Genomic DNA, 20,662 nt, shown 5'->3' on the forward strand with positions numbered 1-20,662 from the left:
GCCTAAAATTCCGCTATGCAGAATTTCCCGTGCCTTTTTCCGCCGCCGAAGCGTTATCGTCGCAAATGCGACTATTTGTGCATTGCACTCAGTTCGTAAAATGGCATTATGAGGAAATAAGATATCTGTTTGACCGGAAAAATTTTCTGTTCATGTCCATAGGGTGCCTGAACACCACGCCGACGCGAGGATAGGTCCATGCTCCACCAGTCCATCATCCAAGGCTCCACCGATACCAGCGGCGCCATCGCCGTCGGTGCCGCCGTGGTTGCCGGGCACCCGGCGCTGCCGGCGGCCAATGGACAGGCGGCCAATGGACAGGCGATCACTGGGCAGCGGTGGGTCTACGCCTTCGGCTGCGGCGATGCGGAAGGGCACGGCGGCATGCTGGCGGAGCTGGGCGGCAAGGGCGCCGGGCTGGCCGAGATGGCGCGGCTGGGCGTGCCGGTGCCGCCGGGCTTCACCATCGTGGCGGAGGCCAGCCGCCGGCACCGCGCCGGGCAGGGCGGCTTTCCCGCCGGGCTGACGGCTCAGGTCGAGGAGGCGCTGTCCCGGCTGGAAAGCGTCGCGGGCGCGCGCTTCGGCGGGTCGGAGAACCCGCTGCTGGTGTCCGTCCGTTCGGGCGCGCGGGCCTCGATGCCCGGCATGATGGACACCATCCTGAATCTCGGCCTGACCGACGCGACGGTGAAGGGGCTGGCGGCGTGCAGCGGCGACGCCCGCTTCGCCTACGACTGCTACCGTCGGCTGATCCAGACCTACGGCACAGTGGTGCAGGGGGTGGGCGCCCACGCCTTTGACGCGGCGCTGGAGGCCTACAAGGAGGGGGGCGGGCTGACCCGCGACGCCGACCTGGGCGCCGCCGACTGGCGCGCCGTGGCCGCCGCCTACCGCGAGCTGATCGAGCGCGAGGCGGGGGAGCCCTTCCCGCAGGACGCGCGGACCCAGCTCTACGCCGCCATCGGGGCCATCTTCCGCTCCTGGAGCAACGCCCGCGCCGTGGCCTTCCGGGCGGTGCACGGCATTCCCGACGATTGGGGCACCGCGGCGACCGTGCAGGCGATGGTGTTCGGCAACCGCGGCATCGCCTCCGGCACCGGCGTCGCCCACAGCCGCGATCCCTCCACCGGTGAGGCCGCACTGTGCGGCGAGTTCCTGCCCGACGCCCAGGGCGAGGACATTGTGTCCGGCCTGCGCACGCCGGGGCCGTTGGCCGGGACGGACGCCTCGCTGGAAGCCGTCGCCCCCGAGGCCTTCGCCGAGCTGGGCCGCATCGCCGACCGACTGGAACGCCATTTCGGAGACATGCAGGAGATCGAGTTCACCGTCCAGCAGGGCCGCCTGTTCATCCTCCAGTCGCGCTCCGGCAAGCGGACGCCGGAAGCGGGAGTGCGCATCGCCACAGAGATGGCGCAGGCCGGCATCATCTCGCGGGCCGAGGCGGTGCGGCGCGCCGACCTGCCGGCGCTTGCGGACAGCCTGCGGCCCATCGCCGATCCGGACGCCCCCCGCGAGGTGATCGCCCGCGGTCTGCCGGCCTCTTCCGGCGCTGCCACGGGTGCGGCGGTCTTCACGTCGGACGAGGCCGTCCGGCTGGCGGCGGAGGGCGTGGCGGTGGTGCTGTGCCGTCCGGAAACCTCTCCCCACGATGTGCACGGCATGCAGGTGGCTTGCGCTGTGGTGACCGCCCGCGGCGGAGCGACCAGCCACGCCGCCACCGTCGCCCGCGCCATGGGGCTGCCCTGCGTCACCGGAGCGCGCATGCTGCGCGTCGATCCGGCGGCCGGCGTGATGACGGTGGGCGACCTGACCATCCGGGCGGGTGAGATCATCACTGTGGACGGCGGGGCGGGCCATGTGATCCTGGGCAGCGTGCCGATGATCCGCCCCGAGCCGCCGGAGGCCGTGGCGCTGCTGCTGCGCTGGGCCGAGGGCATCGGCGAGTGATGGCTTGAAGCCATGAAAAAGGCCCGTCGTCCGAGGGGACGACGGGCCTTTTGGCTGGGGCCTTTTCGCTTCCGCCGGGTTCGCGGTCAGTGGGCGTAGACCGGGGATTCCTGAGCCGGGGGTTGGGTGTGGGCGACCATCTCGGTGAGCTGGAGCTTGGTGAAGTCGCGGGCGCTGACGACGCCGACCAGCGTGGAGCCGTCGAGCACCGGGAGATGGCGGATGTGGTGGCGGTCCATCAGTTCCAGCGCGTGGACGAGGCTGTCGTCGGGCGAGCAGGTCTGCGGCGCGCGCGACATCAGCATGAAGACCGGCGTCTTCAGGACCGATGCGCCGCGCTCCAGCAGGGCGTAGACGACGTCGCGTTCCGACAGCATGCCGGCCACGGCGTTGCCCTCGGTCCGGCAGACGTCCTTGACCACCAGAGCGCTGATGTTCTCCGACCGCATCAGCCGGATCGCCTCCTCGATGGTTTCGCCGGAACGGACGGTGACGACGCGGGATTCCTTGGTCCGAAGAATGTCGGCGACTTTCATGGCGAGCCCTCCACCAGACAGCGGGTTGCGTAAGCGCGCCCTGCACGGAGACCCCCGCGGGGGACCGGAGCTTGACCGGTGGAACCGCGTCGGGCCGGTCGAAGGCCGTCGGCGGCACCTGGGCATCGGGCAGTGGCAGGCGATGGATATTTGGTATACCAGATGCCACGGCGCGTCAATGGCTAATATAGCAAACAATCAGTGGAATCGCATTTTGTGTGACGATGTCGCCGAACCGCGCGGCCACACCCTTGGCGCTTGCCCGCCTCCTATGGCGTTTGTCAGGGTGCCCACAACGATAGCTGGCATGCCAAATACTTAGAAAAGCTGACGGTGGGGGTGCGATGCTTGCCATGGTGCTGCTGATGGTCGCGGCGTTCGCGTCGGGCGTTCTCAACGCGGTTGCCGGGGGCGGGGCCTTCATCACTTTCCCGGCGCTGCTGTTCGCCGGGGTGCCGCCGGTCAGCGCCAACGTGTCGAGCACCGTCGCCCTGTTCCCCGGCCAGATGGCCAGCGCCTGGGCCTACCGCAACGAGATCCGCGGCGTGACGGAGGTCAGCGTCACCGCCTTCTCCGTGGTCAGCCTCGTCGGCGGCGTGGTCGGGGCCGTCCTGCTGCTGACCACGCCGGACCGCGCCTTCGCCGGGCTGGTGCCGTGGCTGCTGCTGTTCGCGACGGCGGTCTTTGCGGTCGGCAGCTTCATGCCGGCCCTGGCCGCCCGGCTGCGGCTGGGGGGCCGTTCCGTGCTGGTCGTCCAGTTCGTCATCGCCGTCTATGGCGGCTATTTCGGCGGCGGGATCGGCTTCCTGATGCTGGCGGCGCTGACCCTGTTCGGCCTGCGCGACATCCACGCCATGAACGGGCTGCGCATCCTGCTGGCCGCGCTGATGAACGGCGCGGCGGTCGCGGCCTTCTGCCTGTCCGACGCGGTGTCCTGGCCGGAAACCGCCGTCATGGCGGTGTCGGCTATCGCCGGCGGCTACGTCGGTGCCCATGCGGCGAAGCGGGTCAGCCGCGACGTGATGAAGTGGGTGGTGGTGTCGATCGGCGTGGGGCTGACCCTGTACTTCTTCATCAAGGGCGCCGGGGCCTGAGGGCGCCCCACGCCGGGTCTTGTCAGGGCTGGCCGGGAACGGCGATGGGACGCAGCCCCTTGGCGTAGCTCTTCCACCGCTCCTGGTAGACGGCGGCGGGGGCGCGCATCCGCTCCACATCCTCTTCCGACAGCGTGCGCACCACCTTGCCCGGCGCGCCGAGCACCAGCGAGCGGTCGGGGATTTCCTTGCCCTCCGCGATGAAGGCATGGGCGCCGATCAGGCAGTCACGGCCGATGCGGGCTCCGTTCAGGACGGTGGCGCCGATGCCGATCAGGCTGCCGTCGCCGACGGTGCAGCCGTGCACCATCGCCAGATGGCCGATGGTCACGTTCTTGCCGATGAGCAGCGGGAAGCCGGGATCGACGTGGAGGACGGCGTTGTCCTGGACGTTGCTGCCGACGCCGATGTGGATGCGCTCCTCCTCGGCGCGCATGACCGCGCCCCACCAGACGGACACGTCCTCCTCCAGCAGGATGTCGCCGACGACGGTGGCGCTGGGGGCCACCCAGCAGTTGGGCGACAGGTGCGGGACCTTGTCGTTGAAGGCGTAGATCACCCGTTCCTCCTTCATTCTTCGTGTGGGCCTTCGTATCGGCATCCTACCGCGGAACGGATCGGCGGCGTGAGAATGCTGCACTGCGCTATACCCATAAGAAAATTGCGTGATATGATGGGTGTGCTTGGTTCCCGACCTGTGTGAGGACTCCCATGCCGCTCTACTCCTACCGCTGCACCGTCTGCGACCACGACTTCGAAGCGCTGGTGCGCTCGTCGGACACGCCGGTCTGCTCCTCCTGCGGATCGGCGGCGCTGGAGCGGAAGGTGGCGCGCATCGCGCCGGACACCAAGGCCGACAAGTTCCTCAAGACCGCCCGCGGTGCCGCCGCTGCGGAGGGCCATTTCAGCAACTACAGCAAGGCGGAACGCTCGCGCATTTAGCGCGGCGCTCACGTCCCGTCCGGAATCCCGTATTTCCGCAGCTTGTTCGCGATCATCGTGTGCGAGGTGCGGAGCCGGGCGGCCAGCTTGCGGCTGGACGGGTAGCGCGGGTAGAGGCGGCGGAGCAGGCCGCGCTCGAACGCCGCCGCCGCCTCGTCCCAGTTGGACGGCTCGGCGGGCTCGCCACCGGTTTCTGCGTCCATGCGCGCCCCGGCCAGTTCCAGGTCGGCGGCGTCGAGATAGGCGCCGTCGCTCATCGTCACGGCGCGGAAGATGACGTTCTCCAACTGGCGGACGTTGCCCGGCCAGGGGTTGGCGAGCAGGGCGGCACTGGCCGCCACGGTCAGCCGGCAGGGCGGCCGGCGCGCCTGGGCGCAGGCACGGGCGATGAAGTGCCGGGCGAGCAGAAGGATGTCGTCGCCGCGCTCGCGCAGCGCCGGGACTTGGAGCGACAGCACGTTCAGCCGGTAGAACAGGTCCTCGCGGAAGCTGTGCTCGACGACCATGGCGTCGAGGTCGCGGTGGGTGGCGCTGACCACGCGCACGTCCACCGTCTGCTCGCGGTCCCCGCCGACGCGGCGGAAGCGCCCGTCGTTCAGGAAGCGCAGCAGCTTGGCCTGGAGGTAGGGCGACATCTCCCCGATCTCGTCGAGGAAGACGGTGCCGCCGTGGGCCAATTCCAACAGGCCGGGCTTGCCGCCGCGCTGCGCTCCGGTGAAGGAGCCGGGGGCGTAGCCGAACAGTTCGCTCTCCGCCAGACTCTCCGGAACGGCGGCGCAGTTCAGCGCCAGGAAGGGCTTGTCGCGGCGCGGGCTGGCGCGGTGGCAGGCGTGGGCGATCAGCTCCTTGCCGGTGCCCGTCTCGCCCAGGATCAGCAACGGCGCGTCCACCGCCGCGACCCGCGCCGCCCGCGCCTTCAGCGAGCGGACCGGGACGGACTCGCCGAGGATGCGGTCGAAGCCGCCCTCGTCGAAGTTTTGCAGCGCGTTCAGCCGCTCGCCCAGCCGGCTCGGCGCGAACAGGGTGACCACCCCGCCGGCGGGGCGCCCATCCTCCACGATGGGCGTGGCGTCCAGCAGGAAGGGCTGGCCGTTCAGCGTGACCTCCTGCCCGGCGGCGAGGCGGAAGCCGTTGTCCACCAGGAGATCGGACAGCTCCGCATCGCCGAACAGCCGCCCGAAGTCGGCGCCGGTCAGGGCGGCCTCGCTGCGCCCGGCGACCGTCGCGGCGGCGGCGTTCGCCACCACGATGCGGCAGGCGCGGTCCACCGCCAGAACCGGGTCGGGCAGGGCGGCCAGCAGGGCGTCCAGGTGCAGCCGTCGCCGCGTGCCGGGCAGGATGTCGATGGGGGTGACGGACTCTACCCCCAGCACGGTGCGCAGCGCGGCGTCGAGCGCGCCGAAGCCCGGCACGTCCAGTTCCGGTGCGTCGATGTGGATATGCGGCGGGTCCACCTCCACCGCCACGACGTTCAGGCGCCGCTTGGCGAGAACGGCCAGGATCTCGTGGGCGATGCCGACCCGGTCGGCAAACAAGACGTCGATGCGCATGGCTCTCCCCGGTCGAGGGGTGAGTGTACCACAATGGGCGCATCCGTAAACTTCCGTGTACGCCGTAACGTTTTCTGTACGGATGCAGCAAACAATTGTTTTGCCGTGTTTATCCAGGGTCCAGGAAGCGCATCTCCGGTGATGTGTAACGATTCGTGTACGGCTTTGTCCGGCGCGCAACCGTCCGCCCCAGTGTTTCCGCGGCTTCCGGCACTTGGCATCGGGTTTGCGAGGCAAGAGCGAACAAATCCGTGATCTCGGGAGCCTTCACATGCGCGTCATCGTCCTCGGTAGCGGCGTCATCGGCGTTTCCACCGCTTACTTCCTGGCGAAGGCCGGGCACGAGGTCACGGTGGTGGACCGGCAGCCCGGCCCGGCGCTGGAGACCAGCTACGCCAATGCGGGCGAGGTGTCGCCGGGCTACTCCGCGCCCTGGGCGGCGCCGGGCCTGATGGCGAAGGCCGTGAAGTGGATGCTGATGAAGCACTCTCCGCTGGTGATCCGGCCGAAGCTGGACCCGGCGATGTGGTCCTGGTGCCTGAAGCTGCTGGCCAACGCCAACGAGCGTTCCTACGAGATCAACAAGGGCCGCATGGTCCGGCTGGCCGAATACAGCCGCGACTGCCTGCGCGCCCTGCGCGACGAGACCGGCATCCGCTACGACGAGCGCGCCAAGGGCACGCTCCAGGTCTTCCGCACGCAGAAGCAGGTGGACGCCGCCGCCACCGACATGGCCGTACTGGACCGCTTCAATGTGCCCTACAGCATGCTGGACGTCGAGGGCTGCGCGGCGGTCGAGCCGGCGCTGCGGCTGGTCAAGGAGAAGATCGTCGGCGGCCTGCTGCTGCCCGGCGACGAGACGGGCGACTGCTTCCGCTTCACCAACGCGTTGGCCGCGATGGCGACGGAGCTGGGGGTGGAGTTCCGCTACAACACCGGCATCCGCAAGCTGGAGAACGACGGGCGCCGGGTTACCGGCGTGGTCACCGACGCCGGCACGCTGACCGCCGATTCTTACGTCGTCGCCATGGGCAGCTACTCCCCGATGCTGGTGAAGCCGTTCGGGCTGGACCTGCCGGTCTATCCGGTGAAGGGCTATTCGCTGACGCTGCCCATTGTCGACCCGGCGGGTGCTCCGGAATCCACGGTGATGGACGAGACGCACAAGATCGCGGTGACCCGCCTGGGCGACCGCATCCGTGTTGGCGGCACGGCGGAACTGACCGGCTTCGACCTGACGCTGCGTCCGGGCCGCCGCGGCCCGCTCGACCACGTGGTGAGCGACCTGTTCCCGATGGGCGGCGACCTCTCGAAGGCGGAGTTCTGGACCGGCCTGCGCCCGAACACGCCGGACGGCACGCCCATCGTCGGCCCGACCCCGGTGCGCAACCTGTTCCTCAACACCGGCCACGGCACGCTCGGCTGGACGATGGCCGCCGGCTCGGGCCGGGTGGTCGCCGACGTGGTCGGCGGGCGTCGGACGGAGATCGACATGGACGGGCTGACCGTCGCCCGCTACGGCCGTTCCGCTGCTGCGGCCAGCCGCCCGACGGTTGGCGGCGTGGCCCACCCGACGGCCTGACGGGCCTATTCCCGACGCGCCTGGGCCCCCTGGTTCAGGCGCGCGGTGTTGAATTCCTTCATGCGTGCCGCGTCGAACGAGCCGAGCGCCTTCACCTGATCCGGCGTCGCCTGCAATGTGACGGAGGTCAGGCCCGGCTCCAGCGCCGCCGCTTTCCAGGCGACGGCGTAAGGGCCTTCGCCCTCCGGTTCGGGCGTCACCACGACGGCCTTGAGCGCGCCGTTGCGGTCGAACACCAGATCCTCGACCGTGCCGAAGAAGCCAGCCTCCGTCGCTCCGCCTTCTGTGTTGGCCGGCTGGCCGAGTAGGGCGGAGACGCGCCAGTCACCGGGACGGCTGGCCGCCTGCTGCTGGCGGCGGATCAGGTCCAGCGTGTCGGGGCCGGTGACCGGATAGGCCAGGACTCCGTCCACCGATCCGGGCATGAGCTGGTGCCAGGGCACGGTGAAGCGCGCCTCGCCGACGTCGAGCATGCCGCTGGCCTCGATCACCGCGCTTTCCAGCCGTCCGTCCGGGCCGACGACGAGATCCACCACCTGCCCAAGCTCCTCGCCGAGCAGCCCCTCGACGTCCGTCCCGACGATCACGCCGGCCCGCCAGCCCTGGTAGAGCCGGGGATAGGATGCTTCCGCGGTCTGCACCGTTTCGGCGGACTGGGAAGGTTGTGCCTGGACAGGTTGAGGAACGCCCAGAGTCAGGGACGTGGCGATGGCGAACGCGGCGAGGATGCCCGCCGAAGTGCCGCTGTAACGCATGGGTCTGTGCTCCCGATTGTGACGCGCGGTCCGTCAAAGGGAACATGGGAGGGGCGCGGCGGTTCCGGAGGGAACTCCCCAGAGGTACGCCGGTTGCTGACCGGACAGGCCAACCGAGGAGGTGATCCCATGGCAGGAAAACTGGAGAAGAAGACCGTCGCCGTTCTGGCGACCGACGGCTTCGAACAGGTCGAACTGACCGAGCCGGTGAAGGCGCTGCGCAACGAAGGCGCCGAGGTGCGGATCGTGGCGCCTCAGGGCGGCCAGATTCAGGGCTGGAACCACCACGACAAGGCCGACCGGGTGGATGTGGACCTCACGCTCGATCAGGCGGACCCCGGCACCTTCGACGCTCTGGTGCTGCCGGGCGGCGTCATCAACCCCGACGCGCTGCGGTTGGAGCCCAAGGCCATCGATTTCGTGCGCAGCTTCGTCCAATCGGGTAAGCCCATCGCCGCGATTTGTCACGGCCCCTGGACGCTGATCGACGCGGGCGGCGCCAAGGGCAAGCGCATGACCTCCTGGCCATCGTTGAAGGCCGATCTCGGCAACGCCGGGGCGAACTGGGAAGACAGCGAGGTCGTCACCGACCAGGGTTTGGTGACCTCGCGCAAGCCGGACGATCTGCCGGCCTTCTGCCGCAAGATGGTGGAGGAGTTCGCCGAAGGCCGCCACGGCTCCCACCGCAGCGCGGCGGAGTGAAAATGCACCGTCCCCTCCCCCTGCGCTGGGAGAGGGGACAAACTCTCTAAACGGACGCCAGCGGCGACAGGCCGTTCTGGATCGCCCACACCGCGGCTTGCGTGCGGTTCTGGGCGTTGATCTTCCGCATCACGTTCTTGAAATGCATCTTCACGGTCGATTCCGTGATGTGCAGGTTGCGCGCGATGGCTTTGTTCGACTGCCCGGCGAGCAGACAGCGCAGGATCTGAACCTCGCGTTTCGACAGTTCGTTGCTGGCGGGCTGGGCGCGCTCCGGCTGCGGGCGCTCGCTGTTGGCGTTGGCGATCAGCAGACTGGCGACGTGGGTCGGATAGACCACCTCGCCCAGCATGACCAGTTGCAGGGCGCGCAGCAGGGACTCGCTCGACATCGACTTGTTCAGATAGGCGTCGGCGCCCGCTTTCAGCGACAGCGACAGCGTGCGGTCGGCGATGGCGTCGGCCAGCACGGCGATGCGGGCGCTGGTGGCGGCGCGCAGGCGCTTCACCCCGCCGGCTTCGTCGTTCGTCGCCTCCCCCAGGGCCACCACGATCAGGTCGGGCTGCACACCTTGCGCGATGGCCGCCTCGGCATCCTCCACTGTCGCGGCGTGGTGGCAGACGCGGAACGGGCCGCCGCTGATGAGCGTTCCCAGCGCCGCCGAAAACAGCCGATCATGGTCCACGAGCATGACGTTCCAGGTTCTCATCGAAACTCCTCCGTGACGCCACCCGTGACGAGCAGCGCACAACGCCAATCGTTGTCCGTTTTCGCCTGGGAAAAGGGAAAAAAGCCGTCTTTATTGTATCGAAAAAGCGTGCTTTACGCTGGTTGTCCCGATGATTTATACGGATGGTCAGGGAGCGGCGCAAGATGCTTGGAAGAAGCTCGATACGAATGAATCATAAATGGCTTCGAAACGATAGAAATTCGCATAGCGCTGCTTCCGCAAAGTCCAAAAGAGGTACCTTTATACTTTTCCGCTGGACAGAAAGCCGAGCTGGATTGGGGCGCTTTTGTTTTCCAAGTCGGCTTTCGGCGGCTTGATGGGGTAGCAAAGCAATGGAAGTTCAGCTGCAGACGCGCGGCAAGGAGCGGTCGGTGGCCGGCAGGGCGCAAACGTTTTTGGTGGTGGACGATCACCCCCTGGTGCGGCACGGCTTCGCCCTCTCGGTGGGGGAGATCCACCCGGACGCGCAGGTGCTGGAGGCTGGTTCGCTGGACGAGGCGATGGCCATCGCCGACCGCACGCCGGATCTGACGCTGGTCCTGTTCGACCTCAACCTGGGCGACCGCAGCGGGCGCGACGGTGTGCGCCGCATGGTCGAGGTGCTGGGGCGCCGCCCGCTTCTGGTCATCTCCGGGTCGGACGAGGTGGCGGACATCGTCGACAGCGTGCGGCTGGGGGCCAGGGGTTACATCCTGAAGACCAGTTCCACCGCGGTGCTGGAACACGCGATCTCCCTGGCTCTGACCGGGGAGACCTTCCTGCCGTTGCCGCGCGCCGTCCTGTCCGGCAACGTCGCGGCGGAGGTCGCGCGTCCTTCGGGCCAAATCCTTGACCGGCTGACCGACCGGCAGCGCGACGTGTTCCAGCTTCTGCTGGCCGGCCATTCGAACAAGGAGATCGCGCGGGAGCTGGGCGTGCTGGAAGGCACCGTGAAGGTCCATGTGCGGGCCATCATGCAGAAGCTGGGCGTGCGTAACCGCACCCAGGTCGCCGTCGTGGCCGCCCGCAGCGGATGCTTCCCCGAAGACGTCTGACGCCTTCCGAAGAAGCCGTTTATCCATCCGAACCATGCCTTTATGGCTAGACGGCCGGCCCGCCATTGCGGCCTGCGGAGACTTTCCGGCACTATGACGGAAACGCCCGACAGGAGGGACAATGACGGGCTCTGTGCGTTTCGTGCTCGGCGGACGGGTGGTGGAGGTGCGGGACGCCGATCCCACCACCACGGTGCTGAACTGGCTGCGCGCCAACGGCCGCCCCGGTTCCAAGGAGGGCTGCGCCGAGGGTGATTGCGGTGCTTGCACGGTGGTGCTGGGCGATCTCGCCGCGGATGGGCGCGTCCGTTACCGTGCCGTCAACGCCTGCATCCTCTTCCTGCCGATGATCGACGGCAAGCTGCTGCTGACCGTCGAGGATCTGGCCGGCGAGGACGGGCAACTGCACCCCGTCCAGGCGGCGATGGTGGACAAGCACGCCTCGCAATGCGGTTTCTGCACCCCCGGTTTCGTGATGGCGCTGTTCGCGCTCCATCATGACGGGCGCGTCGCATCCGGCGGCCTGACCGATGGGGCGATCCACGACGCGCTGGCCGGCAACCTGTGCCGCTGCACCGGCTACCGCCCGATCCTCGACGCCGCCCGGACCATGGCGGCGGAGCGGACCGACGACCGCTTCGACCGGGCGGAGGAGGGCATCGCCACCCTGCTGCGCTCCATCCAGCGCGACGGGTCCCTGACCGTCACCCAGGGCGCTGCCAGCTTCCACGCGCCGCGGAGCGTCGATGAACTGGCGGCCCTGTTCGCCGCGCATCCGAACGCCACGCTGGTGGCCGGGGCGACCGACGTCGGGCTGTGGGTGACCAAGCAGGGGCGCAACCTGCCCACGTTGATCCATCTCGCCCAGGTGCGGGAACTCCACCGGATCGACGAGGGTACCGATGCGCTGGAGATCGGCGCGGCGGTGACCTACACCGACCTGCTGCCGGTTCTGGAGCGCCGCCTGCCCGAGTTGGCCGCTCTGGTCACCCGCATCGGGGCGGCGCAGGTGCGCAACTCCGGCACGCTGGGCGGCAACGTCGCCAACGGCTCACCCATCGGGGACAGCATGCCGGCCCTGCTGGCGCTGGGCGCCTCGCTGGTGCTGAACCGGGGCGGGGTGCGGCGGGAGCTGCCGTTGGACCGCTTCTACCACGGCTACCGCAAGAACGACCTGAAGCCGGGTGAGTTCGTCGAGCGCATCCGCATTCCCCTGCCGCGCGAAGGCCAGCGCTTCGCCACCTGGAAGGTGTCCAAGCGGCGGGACCAGGACATCTCCGCCGTCTGCGCCGCCTTCCTGCTGACGCTGGACGGAGAGGGAGGGGTGGCGGAGCTGCGCACCGGCTACGGCGGCATGGCGGCGACCCCGGCCCGCGCCCCGGCGCTGGAGGCGGCGATGGCCGGGCAGCCCTGGACGGCGGACGCCGTGGCGGCGGCCCTGCCGGCGCTCGACGGCGACTTCCGCCCCATGACCGACATGCGGGCCGGCGACCGCTACCGGGCGCTGGTGGCGAAGAATCTGCTGATGCGCTTCCTTCTTCACACGACCGGGGCCGAATTGCCCTCCCTGGAGGCCGTGCATGGCTGACGGCAGCACCATCCAACCGATCCGCGGTGGCGTCCACCGGGGCATCGAGCATGAAAGCGCCCGCAAGCATGTGATGGGCGCCGCAGCCTACACCGATGACATCCCGGAACTGCCTGGCACGCTGCACGTCGCGGTGCGGCTGTCCGAGCGGGCGCACGCGCGCATCCTGGGCATGGACCTGTCGCGGGCGAAGCAGGCGCCGGGGGTGCACGCGGTCCTCACCTACGCCGACGTTCCGGGGGATGGCGACATCGGCACCGTCCAGCGCGGCGATCCCATTCTGGCCGACGAGCTGGTGACCTACGCCGGGCAGGCGGTGGTCGCCGTGGCGGCGGAGACGCTGTTGCAGGCCCGCGCCGCCGCCCGGCTGGTGGAGATGTATTACGAGGATCTGCCGGCGGTGCTGACCGCCGAGGCGGCGCTGGACAAGGGCAGCTTCGTCTCGCCGCCGCTGACCTTCCGGCGCGGCGACGCGGCGGCGGAGGTCGCCGGGGCGCCGCACCGGCTGACCGGCACGCTGGAGGTCGGCGGCCAGGACCATTTCTATCTGGAAGGCCACATCGCCTACGCCATCCCCAAGGAGGACGGCGACCTGCTGGTCCATTCCTCGACCCAGCACCCGGCCGAGGTCCAGCACGCCGTCGCCCAGGTGCTGGGGCGGCCGATGCACGGCATCGCCGTGGAGTGCCGGCGCATGGGCGGCGGCTTCGGCGGCAAGGAGAGCCAGCCGGCGCAGATCGCCGCCATCGCCGGCCTGCTGGCGAACACCACGAAGCGTCCCGTGAAGTTCCGCCTGGACCGCGACGACGACATGCTGATGACCGGCAAGCGCCACGACTTCTTCGTGCGCTACGACGTCGGCTTCGACGGCGAGGGGCGCATCCAGGGTCTGGAGATGGACCTTGCCGGGCGCTGCGGCGTGTCGCTGGACCTGTCCAACGGCGTGGTGGACCGCGCCATGTTCCACGCCGACAACGCCTATTACCTGCCGGCGGCGCGGGTGACCGGGCACCGCTGCAAGACGAACACGGTGTCCAACACCGCCTTCCGCGGCTTCGGCGGCCCGCAGGGCGTCATCGCCATCGAGCATGTGGTGGACGAGATCGCTCGCTCCCTCGGCAAGGATCCGCTCGACGTGCGCCGCGCCAACCTCTACGGCGGGCCGGGCCGCGACACCACCCATTACGGGATGCCGGTGGAGGAGCCGGAGATCCTGGCCGAGCTGATGGACCGGATCGAGCGGGACGGCGACTACCGCCGCCGGCGGGAGGAGATCGACGCCTTCAACGCCCGCAGCCCGGTGCTGAAGAAGGGGCTGGCGGTGACCCCGGTGAAGTTCGGCATCTCCTTCACCGTCAAGCACCTGAACCAGGCGGCGGCGCTGGTCCATGTCTACACCGACGGGTCCATCCAGGTGAACCACGGCGGGACGGAGATGGGGCAGGGCATCCACACCAAGATGGCCCAGATCGCCGCCCAGGAGTTCCAGATCGACGTGGACCGGGTGCGGGTCACCGCCAGCGCCACCGACAAGGTGCCGAACGCTCCGCCCACCGCGGCGTCCGCCGGCACCGACCTGAACGGCATGGCGGTGCGCATCGCCGTAGGGACCATCCGCGACCGGCTGGTGGCGTTCCTCGCCCAGCACTGCCACACCACGCCCGACAAGGTGGAGTTCCGCGACAACGCCGTCTTCGCCGGGAACCACGCCATGACCTTCGCGGAGGTGGCGAAGCTCGCCTATCTGAACCGGGTGTCGCTGTCCTCCACCGGCCATTACGCCACGCCGAAGATCTGGTGGGATCGCGAAAAGTGCGAGGGGCGGCCCTTCTTCTACTTCTCCTGCGGCGTCGCGGTAACGGAGGCGCTGATTGACACGCTGACCGGCGAGTACAGCTTCCCCCGCGCCGACGTGCTGCACGACTGCTCGGGCAGCATCAACCCCGCCATCGACCTTGGGCAGGTGGAGGGCGCCTTCGTCCAGGGGCTGGGCTGGGTCACGTCGGAGGAGCTGTGGTGGGACGGCGAGGGACGCTTGCGCACCCACGCGCCCAGCACCTACAAGATTCCGACCTCGCGCTCGCTGCCGGAGGATTTCCGGGTGGCGCTCTACACCGACCGCCCCAACCGGGAGGACACGGTGTTCCGCTCCAAGGCGATCGGGGAGCCGCCGCTGATGCTCGGCATCTCGGCGTGGCTGGCGCTGAAGGACGCCGTCGCGGCGGTGGGCGGCCACCGGCTGCCCGTGCGCCTCGACGCGCCCGCGACGCCGGAACGCGTGCTGTTGGCCGTCGAGGATGTAAAGGCCCAGAAGTTGAAAGCAGGGATGGGTTCCACCGGTGGCTGATGCGTTGATGAAGAAGGTCGCCGTCCAAGGCGCGGCGACGGTGCGGTTCGAGCATCGCCATGGGGCCACGCGCCTCGCCACGCTCTACCACCACGACCCGCTGCGGGTGCTGCTGCCCGACCCGCGGGCTGGAGACCTGCCCATCGCGGTGCTGGTCACCACCTCGGGCGGGCTGGTCGGCGGCGACCGGCTGGACGTCTCCCTGTCGGTGGGACCGGGGGCGGCGGCGCTGGTGACGACGCAGGCGGCGGAGAAGGTCTACCGCTCCGCCGGGCCGGACTGCCGCATCGACACCCGCGTGACCGCGGAGTCCGGCGGCTGGCTGGAATGGATGCCGCAGGAGGCCATCGTCTTCGAGGGCTCGCGCCTGCGCCGCCTGACCCGGCTGGAGCTGGAGGGCGACGCCCGCCTGATCGCCGGGGAGATGCTGGTCTTCGGGCGCGCCGCCTTCGGCGAGACGGTCACCCGCGGCCTCGTCCGCGACGCCTGGGAGGTGGCGCGCGACGGGCGGCTGGCCTGGGCCGACGCCCTGCACATGGACGGCGACCTCGCCGAGACGCTGGCCCACCCGGCGGGCTTCGGCGGGGCCGGAGCCTGCGCCACGCTGCTCTACGCCGCACCCGACGCCGGGAGCCGGCTGGAGGCGCTGCGCGTGGCGGCGGAGGGGCTGGAGGGCGTGCGGGTCGGCGCCACGGCCTTCGACGGGCTGCTGGTCGTCCGCATCCTGGGCGGCGAGGCGCTGGCGGTGCGCGGCGCCTACGCGGCGCTGTGGTCCCATCTGCGCTCCGCGGCGGCGGGCCTGCCGGTCAGATTGCCGCGGCTGTGGGAGGTCTGAGTCCCCTTGTCAAAGGGGGATTGCCGGCGTAGCTCCGGTCCCATGCGCTTCACCATCGTCACCTACGGGTCCCAGGGCGACATCCGTCCTTACGTCGCTCTTGGGAAGGGTCTGCGGGCCGCCGGGCACTCCGTCGCCTTTCCCGCCGACCGCGAGTTCCGCGAAGTGATCGAGCGGCATGGCCTGGACTACAGCCCGCTGTCCGGCGATCTGCGCGCGGTGACGGGCAGCCGGGAGGCGGACGGGCTGTTCCGCGACGGCATCAACCCCGTCAAGATGATGCGGGCGCTGCTGCGCCTCGGCCAGGACCACGCGCTGGACTGGACGCGGGAATATTGGGAGGCGGCGCAGGGAAGCGACGCGATCATCGCCTCCGGCCTCGCCTTCTACGCGGGCGTCGCGGTGGCGGAGAAGCTGGGCGTTCCGGTCGTCGGGACGGCGTTGCAGCCGATGGCGCCGACGCGGGCCTTTCCGCCGCCGATGATGCCGCCCCGGCGCTTTCCCGGCGTCGTGAACTACGCCCTGCATCTGGCGATGATGCAGCTCGTCTGGCAGACCTTCCGGGCGCCGACCAACCGGGCGCGGCGCGCGGTGTTGGGGCTGAAGCCCTCCTTCATCGGGCCGGGACCTTTGCTGATGACGGCGAAATGGCCGATGCCCTACGCCTTCTCGACCCATGCGCTGCCGCGGCCGGACGACTGGCCGGACTTCATCCGGGCGACCGGATTCTGGTTCCTGGACGAGGCCGACGCCTACACGCCGCCGCCCGACCTCGTGGCCTTTCTCGAAGGCGGCCCGCCGCCGGTTTATGTCGGGTTCGGCAGCATGGCCGGGTTCGATCCCGCCGAGACGACGCGGCTGGTCGTCGAGGCCCTGAACGGACGGCGCGCCGTGCTGTCCGCCGGGTGGGGCGGAATCGACCGCTCGGCCTTGCCGGAGACCGTCCATGGCCTGGAATCGGCGCCGCACGACTGGCTGTTCCCGCGCATGTCCGCCGTGGTCCATCACGGCGGCGCCGGCACCACGGCGGCGGGCGCGCGGGCGGGCGTGCCGGCGGTGGTGGTCCCCTTCATGGGCGACCAGCCCTTCTGGGGCGCCCGGCTCCACGATCTCGGCGTCGCGCCGCCGCCGATTCCCCGCCGCACGCTGACCGCCGAGGGGCTTGCCCGCGCCATCGCGGCGACCGGCGATCCGGCCATGCGCGGCCGGGCCGGGGCGCTCGGCGCCCGCATCCGGGCCGAGGACGGTGTCGGAAACGCGGTGCGATTCATCGAAGAGGGATTGGCGCATCGCAGCAACGTGGCATAATCCCGCCAAACCATCGGGTAGGCGGAGAGACAGCCCCATGAACCTGACACCGCGCGAGAAGGACAAGCTTCTCGTGGCCATGGCCGCCATGGTGGCGCGCCGCCGGCTGGAGCGTGGCGTGAAGCTGAACCATCCCGAGGCGGTGGCCCTCATCACCGATTACGTGGTGGAAGGGGCCCGCGACGGGCGGACCGTGGCCGAGCTGATGCGCGACGGCGCGACGGTGATCACCCGCGATCAGGTGATGGACGGCATCCCGGAGATGATCCACGAGATCCAGGTCGAGGCCACCTTCCCCGACGGCACCAAGCTCGTCACCGTCCACCAGCCGATTCGCTAAAGGGAGCCCCGATGAAACCCGGTGAAATCATCCCCGCCGCGGGCGAGATCGAACTCAACGCCGGCCGCGACACGGTGGAGCTGGACGTCGCCAACGCCGGTGACCGCCCGATCCAGGTCGGCTCGCACTACCACTTCGCCGAGACGAACAGGGCGCTGACCTTCGACCGCGAAAAGGCGCGCGGCTTCCGTCTGGACATCCCCGCCGGGACGGCGGTGCGCTTCGAGCCGGGGCAGACGCGGCGCGTGCGGCTGGTCGCCTACGCCGGCAACCGCGTGGTCATCGGCTTCAACGGCAAGGTCAACGGCAGCCTGTGAAGGGCGCCAGCGGAGGGCATCAGACATGGCGCATCGCATCGACCGGGCCGAATACGCGGCCCTTTACGGCCCCACCGTGGGCGACCGTGTCCGGCTGGCCGACACCGACCTGATCGTGGAGGTCGAGAAGGACCACACCGTCTATGGCGAGGAGGTCAAGTTCGGCGGCGGCAAGGTGATCCGCGACGGCATGGGGCAGGCCCAGACCTCGCGCCAGGGCGGCGCCGTGGACACCGTCATCACCAACGCGCTGATCATCGACCATTGGGGCATCGTCAAGGCCGACATCGGCATCACCGGCGGGCGCATCGCCGGCATCGGCAAGGCCGGCAATCCGGACGTCCAGCCGGGCGTGACCATCGTCGTCGGGCCGGGAACCGAGGTCATCGCGGGCGAGGGCAAGATCGTCACCGCCGGCGGCATCGACGCCCACATTCACTTCATCTGTCCGCAGCAGGTGGACGAGGCGCTGAACAGCGGCGTGACCACCATGCTGGGCGGCGGCACCGGCCCGGCGGCGGGCACGTCGGCCACCACCTGTACGCCGGGGCCGTGGCACATGGCCCGCATGCTCCAGGCGGCGGAGGGGCTGCCGATCAACCTCGGCTTCTTCGGCAAGGGCAACGCCAGCCGTCCCGACGCGCTGCTGGAGCAGATCGCGGCGGGCACCTGCGGCATGAAGCTGCACGAGGACTGGGGCACCACCCCGGCGGCCATCGACACCTGCCTGACGGTGGCGGAGGAGACGGACATCCAGGTGGCGATCCACACCGACACGCTGAACGAGTCGGGCTTCGTGGAAAACACCATCGCCGCCTTCAAGGGCCGCAACATCCACGCCTTCCACACCGAGGGCGCGGGCGGCGGCCACGCGCCGGACATCATCAAGGTGGCCGGCCTGCCCAACGTGCTGCCCAGCTCCACCAACCCGACGCGGCCCTTCACGGTGAACACGGTGGACGAGCATCTCGACATGCTCATGGTCTGCCACCACCTGTCGCCCCGCATCCCGGAGGACGTGGCCTTCGCCGAAAGCCGCATCCGGCGCGAGACCATCGCGGCGGAGGACATCCTGCACGACCTCGGCGTCTTCTCGATGCTGAGTTCGGACAGCCAGGCCATGGGCCGGGTGGGTGAGGTGATCATCCGCACTTGGCAGACCGCGCACAAGATGAAGGTCCAGCGCGGGCGTCTGGCCGAGGAGACGGGCGAGAACGACAACTTCCGCGTCAAGCGCTACATCGCCAAATACACCATCAACCCCGCGCTATCGCACGGCATCGCCCATGTCGTCGGCTCGGTCGAAGTCGGCAAGCTGGCCGATCTGGTGGTCTGGTCGCCGTCCTTCTTCGGCGTGAAGCCGGACATGGTGCTGAAGGCCGGGACCATCGCGGCGGCGCTGATGGGCGACCCCAACGCCTCTATCCCGACGCCGCAGCCGGTGCATTACCGCCCGATGTTCGGCGCCTACGGCCGCGCGATGCAGGCCAGCTCCCTGACCTTCGTCAGCAAGCTGTCGCTGGAGAACGAGGCACTGCGCTCGCTCGGCCTGCGGCGCGAGCTGGTCGCGGTGACGGGGGTGCGGGCCATCGGCAAGAAGCAGATGATCCACAACGATTCCACACCCCACATCGAGGTCGATCCGGAAACCTACGAGGTGCGCGCCGATGGCCAGCTCCTGACCTGCGAGCCGGCGGACGTGCTGCCCATGGCGCAGCGGTACTTCCTGTTCTGAGTGTGGGGTGACGGGTTCGTGATTGGTGTCTTCGATTCCGGGCATGGCGGTCTGACGGTGCTGCGCGCGCTGGTGGCCGCCGCTCCCGGGCGTCCCTTCGTGTATCTCGGCGACCATGCCGCCGCTCCCTATGGCCCGCGCAGCGAGGAGGACATCTACCGCCTGACGGTCCAGGGGGTGGAGCGGCTGTTCGCCCAGGGCTGCGGGCTGGTCGTCCTGGCCTGCAACACGGCGGCGGCGGTGGCCCTGCGGCGGATGCAGCGGACGTGGCTGCCCGTGGCCCATCCGGGCCGCAACGTGCTGGGCGTCCTGGTGCCGATGGTCGAGGCGATCACCCGCGTGCCCTGGATGCAGGACGGCCCCGCCGCCGACTGGCGACCGGAGCCGCGGACGGTCGGCGTCTTCGCCACTCCGGCCACCGTCACGTCGGGCTCCTTCCCGCGCGAGATCGGCAAGCGGGCGCCTGACGTGCGGGTGGTGCAGCAGGCCTGCCCGGACCTCGTCCCGCTGATCGAGCGCGGGGCGGGGGACGCGGAACTGGCTCCGGCGGTGCGCGGCTATGTGCGGGCGCTGCTGGCGCAACTCGGCGGCCAGCCGCTGGACGCGGCGGTGCTCGGCTGCACCCATTACCCGCTGGTGGCGCATCTGTTCGCGGAGGCGCTGCCGCCGGGGGTGGAGGTGCTGTGCCAGCCCAGTCTGGTCGCCCGGTCGCTGGACAATTACCTGGAGCGCCACCCCGAATACGCGCCGGCCCCGACCGCTGGCGAGGCGGCGGGCGCCCTTCGTTTCTTCACCACGGGAGCGGCGGAACCGGTCGGCGCCCTCGCGGGGCGTTTCTTCGGCCGGCCCACACCCTTCGAACGGCTTTCTCCATGACCGACACGCTCCGCCGCGCCACCCGAGTCCACGCCCGCGGCCATTGGCCCGCCGAGCGCGAGGCCGGCACGGTGACCCTCGCCTTCGACGACCGCCATCGGCGGCGCATGGTGATGACGGACGATGCGGGGGCCGACTTCCTGCTGGACCTGCCGCGCGCGGTCGCGCTCGACCATGGCGACGGGCTCGAACTGGGCGACGGCGCCTTCCTGCGCGTGGTCGCCGCCGACGAGGAACTGATGGAGGTGCGCTGCGGCGGCGGGACGGAGGGCTTCGCCCGCATCGCCTGGCACCTCGGCAACCGCCACCTGCCGGTGCAGATCGTCGGCGAGACCATCCGCCTGCGCCGCGATCATGTGATCGAGGACATGCTGAAGGGGTTGGGAGCCAGCGTCGCGGCCATCCAAGCGCCCTTCGCGCCGGAGGGCGGGGCGTACTCGGGGC

Annotated in this window: 20 protein-coding genes; 15 read left to right on the plus strand and 5 right to left on the minus strand. The window is 69.7% G+C overall.

From position 1 onward, the window contains the following. Positions 1-198: 198 nt before the first annotated feature. Positions 199-1,947: a pyruvate, phosphate dikinase gene (locus Q4I23_RS08720; RefSeq protein ID WP_498525951.1), complete on the plus strand. Its 1,749-nt coding sequence runs from the start codon at positions 199-201 to the stop codon at positions 1,945-1,947. 86 nt (positions 1,948-2,033) lie between these two features. Here Q4I23_RS08720 and Q4I23_RS08725 read toward each other — a convergent pair whose 3' ends face one another. Continuing rightward, positions 2,034-2,483, minus strand: a complete 450-nt coding sequence (locus tag Q4I23_RS08725) for a CBS domain-containing protein (protein WP_237903679.1) — start codon at positions 2,481-2,483, stop codon at positions 2,034-2,036. Positions 2,484-2,827: 344 nt separating this feature from the next. On the opposite strand from Q4I23_RS08725, the gene Q4I23_RS08730 reads away from it, so the two are divergent. Beyond that, the gene (locus Q4I23_RS08730; RefSeq protein ID WP_498525952.1) at positions 2,828-3,577 is read left to right on the plus strand and encodes a sulfite exporter TauE/SafE family protein; all 750 of its coding nucleotides are present in this window, start codon (positions 2,828-2,830) and stop codon (positions 3,575-3,577) included. A 22-nt stretch (positions 3,578-3,599) separates the two neighbouring features. Here Q4I23_RS08730 and Q4I23_RS08735 read toward each other — a convergent pair whose 3' ends face one another. After that, a complete protein-coding gene (locus Q4I23_RS08735; protein WP_498525953.1) occupies positions 3,600-4,151 on the minus strand; it encodes a gamma carbonic anhydrase family protein in 552 nt (183 codons plus the stop codon). Between the two features lie 137 nt (positions 4,152-4,288). Here Q4I23_RS08735 and Q4I23_RS08740 point away from each other — a divergent pair, with 137 nt between their 5' ends. Beyond that, positions 4,289-4,519: an FmdB family zinc ribbon protein gene (locus Q4I23_RS08740; RefSeq protein WP_498525954.1), complete on the plus strand. Its 231-nt coding sequence runs from the start codon at positions 4,289-4,291 to the stop codon at positions 4,517-4,519. 8 nt (positions 4,520-4,527) lie between these two features. On the opposite strand, the gene Q4I23_RS08745 is transcribed toward Q4I23_RS08740, so the two are convergent. Next, a complete protein-coding gene (locus Q4I23_RS08745; protein WP_498525955.1) occupies positions 4,528-6,069 on the minus strand; it encodes a sigma 54-interacting transcriptional regulator in 1,542 nt (513 codons plus the stop codon). A gap of 151 nt (positions 6,070-6,220) precedes the next feature. Between Q4I23_RS08745 and Q4I23_RS08750 the strand changes: the two genes are divergently transcribed. Beyond that, on the plus strand, positions 6,221-7,651 hold the full coding sequence (locus tag Q4I23_RS08750; RefSeq protein WP_498525966.1) for a D-amino acid dehydrogenase: 1,431 nt from the start codon (positions 6,221-6,223) through the stop codon (positions 7,649-7,651). A 5-nt stretch (positions 7,652-7,656) separates the two neighbouring features. Here the strand turns inward: Q4I23_RS08750 and Q4I23_RS08755 are convergent, their stop codons facing one another. Beyond that, entirely contained in the window at positions 7,657-8,406 is a 750-nt protein-coding gene (locus Q4I23_RS08755; protein ID WP_498525956.1) for a hypothetical protein, read from the minus strand. 129 nt (positions 8,407-8,535) lie between these two features. Between Q4I23_RS08755 and Q4I23_RS08760 the strand changes: the two genes are divergently transcribed. Further along, a complete protein-coding gene (locus Q4I23_RS08760; protein WP_498525957.1) occupies positions 8,536-9,108 on the plus strand; it encodes a type 1 glutamine amidotransferase domain-containing protein in 573 nt (190 codons plus the stop codon). 46 nt (positions 9,109-9,154) lie between these two features. Here Q4I23_RS08760 and Q4I23_RS08765 read toward each other — a convergent pair whose 3' ends face one another. Further along, on the minus strand, positions 9,155-9,817 hold the full coding sequence (locus Q4I23_RS08765; protein WP_237903671.1) for a LuxR C-terminal-related transcriptional regulator: 663 nt from the start codon (positions 9,815-9,817) through the stop codon (positions 9,155-9,157). Between the two features lie 353 nt (positions 9,818-10,170). On the opposite strand from Q4I23_RS08765, the gene Q4I23_RS08770 reads away from it, so the two are divergent. The 10 genes from Q4I23_RS08770 to Q4I23_RS08815 all read left to right on the plus strand — a co-directional run. Beyond that, positions 10,171-10,872, plus strand: coding sequence for a LuxR C-terminal-related transcriptional regulator (locus Q4I23_RS08770; protein WP_237903670.1), 702 nt, complete (start codon positions 10,171-10,173; stop codon positions 10,870-10,872). Between the two features lie 121 nt (positions 10,873-10,993). After that, positions 10,994-12,460 carry a xanthine dehydrogenase small subunit gene (gene xdhA / locus Q4I23_RS08775; RefSeq protein WP_498525958.1) on the plus strand — a complete coding sequence of 489 codons (1,467 nt, stop codon included), beginning with the start codon at positions 10,994-10,996 and terminating at the stop codon, positions 12,458-12,460. Further along, a complete protein-coding gene (xdhB, locus tag Q4I23_RS08780) occupies positions 12,453-14,807 on the plus strand; it encodes a xanthine dehydrogenase molybdopterin binding subunit (RefSeq protein WP_498525959.1) in 2,355 nt (784 codons plus the stop codon). The genes xdhA and xdhB overlap by 8 nt, the downstream gene beginning before the upstream one ends. Then, positions 14,800-15,642 (plus strand): urease accessory protein UreD, encoded by an 843-nt coding sequence (locus Q4I23_RS08785; RefSeq protein WP_498525960.1) that lies wholly within the window; start codon positions 14,800-14,802, stop codon positions 15,640-15,642. The genes xdhB and Q4I23_RS08785 overlap by 8 nt, the downstream gene beginning before the upstream one ends. 42 nt (positions 15,643-15,684) lie before the next feature. Then, positions 15,685-16,950: a glycosyltransferase gene (locus Q4I23_RS08790; protein ID WP_498525961.1), complete on the plus strand. Its 1,266-nt coding sequence runs from the start codon at positions 15,685-15,687 to the stop codon at positions 16,948-16,950. Between the two features lie 37 nt (positions 16,951-16,987). Beyond that, the gene (locus Q4I23_RS08795; RefSeq protein ID WP_014240308.1) at positions 16,988-17,290 is read left to right on the plus strand and encodes an urease subunit gamma; all 303 of its coding nucleotides are present in this window, start codon (positions 16,988-16,990) and stop codon (positions 17,288-17,290) included. 11 nt (positions 17,291-17,301) lie between these two features. Further along, the gene (locus Q4I23_RS08800; protein WP_498525962.1) at positions 17,302-17,607 is read left to right on the plus strand and encodes an urease subunit beta; all 306 of its coding nucleotides are present in this window, start codon (positions 17,302-17,304) and stop codon (positions 17,605-17,607) included. A 25-nt stretch (positions 17,608-17,632) separates the two neighbouring features. Next, on the plus strand, positions 17,633-19,342 hold the full coding sequence (ureC, locus tag Q4I23_RS08805; RefSeq protein WP_498525963.1) for an urease subunit alpha: 1,710 nt from the start codon (positions 17,633-17,635) through the stop codon (positions 19,340-19,342). 18 nt (positions 19,343-19,360) lie between these two features. Beyond that, entirely contained in the window at positions 19,361-20,218 is an 858-nt protein-coding gene (gene murI / locus Q4I23_RS08810) for a glutamate racemase (protein WP_498525964.1), read from the plus strand. Next, positions 20,215-20,662, plus strand: a 448-nt coding sequence (locus Q4I23_RS08815) for an urease accessory protein UreE (protein WP_498525965.1), incomplete at its 3' end; no start/stop codon positions are given. The genes murI and Q4I23_RS08815, both read left to right, overlap by 4 nt.

The sequence above is a fragment of the Azospirillum sp. UFLA03-27 genome (assembly GCF_059803775.1).